Here is a 2,375-nt window from a genome sequence, read left to right as displayed (position 1 = left end):
AAAAACGGCATTTAAAACTGCCCTATGTTTTCGCTTCGCTCAAACTCTATTGAATCTCGCTGCGCTCGATTCCTGGGGGCAGTTTTTCTCAAAGACCGGCTAGGACGCTAAAAACAAGAATGGATTCGCTTCGCTCATAAAGCTTTATGCTCGCTTCGCTCGTCATGGAGCCAGTGGCTACAGTCGCTTTGCTCTGTAAATCTCGTTATGAAGCAACAGGGAGCTTGTAATCAGGGAAAAGGCAGGGGCAAATTTTTATAATGCTCAGTCGCTCGTAGACACTCGCTCGGTTACTTGATCAATTTGTTTAGTTGTTCTTCAAAATCTTGCTTGTTTAAATCACCTGAAACGTACTGATCATAAAGTTTTTGATGATCTTCAGTGATTTCTAAATCGTAATATTCTCGATCTGATTTCTTTAAAAACACCTCTGACAAACGATTATTTTTTTCAGCATCACTCAATTTCATGGTCTAAATGCTCCTATTTTGCGTTTATTGGCGTTTTTAGCCCTGTTTAGCTAGATTTCCCTGTTTTGAAGAAAAGTGCGCTTAAAGGCGATTTTAGGCGGTTTTAAGCCATGTGTGAAAATTTGATATTTTAAAAGTTGCCGATCGGCAACTTTTAGCGGTTTGGGGGATTTATCATTTTCCGACAGCAGGAGGGAATGCACGCTTCCGCGTTTCTCTCCGAGAAACAAAAAACCGACCTCTGAAAAAGATAAAAATAAGCCCCAAAAGTTGGGGCGTTTTGAAATCTTTTTTAGAGGATTAATTGCTACTTTTTAGCATTCACGTAGTCATAAAATTGAATTTGCTGTTTTGGGTCTTTTAGCATGATGCGAAGCCGTTGCATAAAATCATCTGGAGATTCGTTTTCCTGTTTTAAATGAGCGAATTTCTTGTCACGGGACATATTGAACGACAAGCTATTCACTTGCATGTTTCGCAATTCAATAAACTTAGGTTCATCGACCTGTTTGATTGGTGCAGATTGGATTTTCTTAGAACCAAAGCCGAGCTGCTCCAGTAGCGGATAAAACATCCTGAATTTTTTTGGCTCTAAAAGCATGTTTGCAAGGCGTTTCGTAAAGTCTTCGGATGACTCTCCGATCTCTGCATATTCGCTACCAACTTCGGGCAGTTCAGATAATTTGTGTGCAAACAAATGCCGTTGTGCATCGGTCATTTCGACAAAGAAATCAGGTGTGTTTGGATCTCGTTTTGGGTCGGTTCTTTGTTCTACTTTTGGTTGTGGTTTTTGTTTAAATCGGAATGAAAAACCAGTAACTGAACGCCCTGTTTTATGCTGTGCAACAGATACAATAATATCCGTATGTTCATTGATTTGCTTAATTGATGGCTCTAGTACACGGGATTTAAGTACATCAATTCGCTTGTAATCTCCCTCATTAATTCCTATCTGTTTTTTAAAGTCATCCAACCCAATTACGGGTGTTTTTCCTGTGCTACGCCAAGCAATTAAAATTTCGTATAAGCGAACAGCATAGGCACTTTTTAATTGACTAACTTGTTCTAATTCATAGCTTGTGAAGTGTTTTTCTAGTCGAGTAATTAGCGGGATAATAGCGGGAGCAAAAATTAACTTAACAACTGCTTCTTGTTCAACGTAAATAACTTCGCTTACCCAGCGTGATTTATGATGCTGGATATTCCCCTTTTCGCTAAGGCTTTGATAGCTGAATTGTCTTGCAAAAAGATCATCACAAGCATCTTTCAAGGCTTGATATGCGGTATTTCGATGCACTCCAAATTGATTTATATAGCTTTCTGCATGAATGTTTAAAGGGTCATTCGCATTAATTCCTTTGCCTGATTCCCTTGCTTCCACAATTGCTAGCAGAATTAACCGTTGTTCTGTTAGGTCAAGGTTGTAACTAGCATTGATTAGAGCATTGTCTTTGACTACTAATTCCGACATCTCCCACCTATAATTTTTATGATGTAAATCCACCATAATATTTTATGATGGATTATGCAAGGTAAATGGTGGAGTATTGAGAAATTCTTGCAAGGTAAATGGTGGAGTATTGCAAGGTAAATGGTGGAGAATGATCGCTGAAACGCACGTATACCAATGATTTCAGCCCTCCTAAAAGCATTTAAAAGCTTTTTATATTATTAAAAGCCCAAAAAAATTAAAAACGGCATTTAAAACTGCCCTATGTTTTCGCTTCGCTCAAACTCTATTGAATCTCGCTGCGCTCGATTCCTGGGGGCAGTTTTTCTCAAAGACCGGCTAGGACGCTAAAAACAAGAATGGATTCGCTTCGCTCATAAAGCTTTATGCTCGCTTCGCTCGTCATGGAGCCAGTGGCTACAGTCGCTTTGCTCTGTAAATCTCGTTATGAAGCA

General features: G+C 39.2%; 1 protein-coding gene and 1 pseudogene. Both read right to left on the bottom strand.

The features are described from left to right. Positions 1 to 290 precede the first annotated feature (290 nt). On the bottom strand, positions 291 to 470 hold the full coding sequence (locus FTV41_RS14345) for a hypothetical protein (protein ID WP_020847111.1): 180 nt from the start codon (positions 468 to 470) through the stop codon (positions 291 to 293). Between the two features lie 541 nt (positions 471 to 1,011). Then, positions 1,012 to 1,941 (bottom strand): annotated as a pseudogene (gene repM / locus FTV41_RS14340) (replication initiation protein RepM); the annotation flags it as partial. Between the last annotated feature and the right edge of the window lie 434 nt (positions 1,942 to 2,375).

This window comes from Acinetobacter sp. YH16051 (assembly GCF_013417135.1).
Classification (GTDB): domain Bacteria; phylum Pseudomonadota; class Gammaproteobacteria; order Pseudomonadales; family Moraxellaceae; genus Acinetobacter; species Acinetobacter towneri.
The sequence above is the reverse complement of the archived record's forward strand: the minus strand, read 5'-3'. Positions and strand labels throughout refer to the sequence as shown.

Excerpts from the sequence above, each read along its gene's own strand:
- FTV41_RS14345 (WP_020847111.1), bottom strand. The coding sequence starts at position 470 with ATGAAATTGAGTGATGCTGAAAAAAATAATCGTTTGTCAGAGGTGTTT.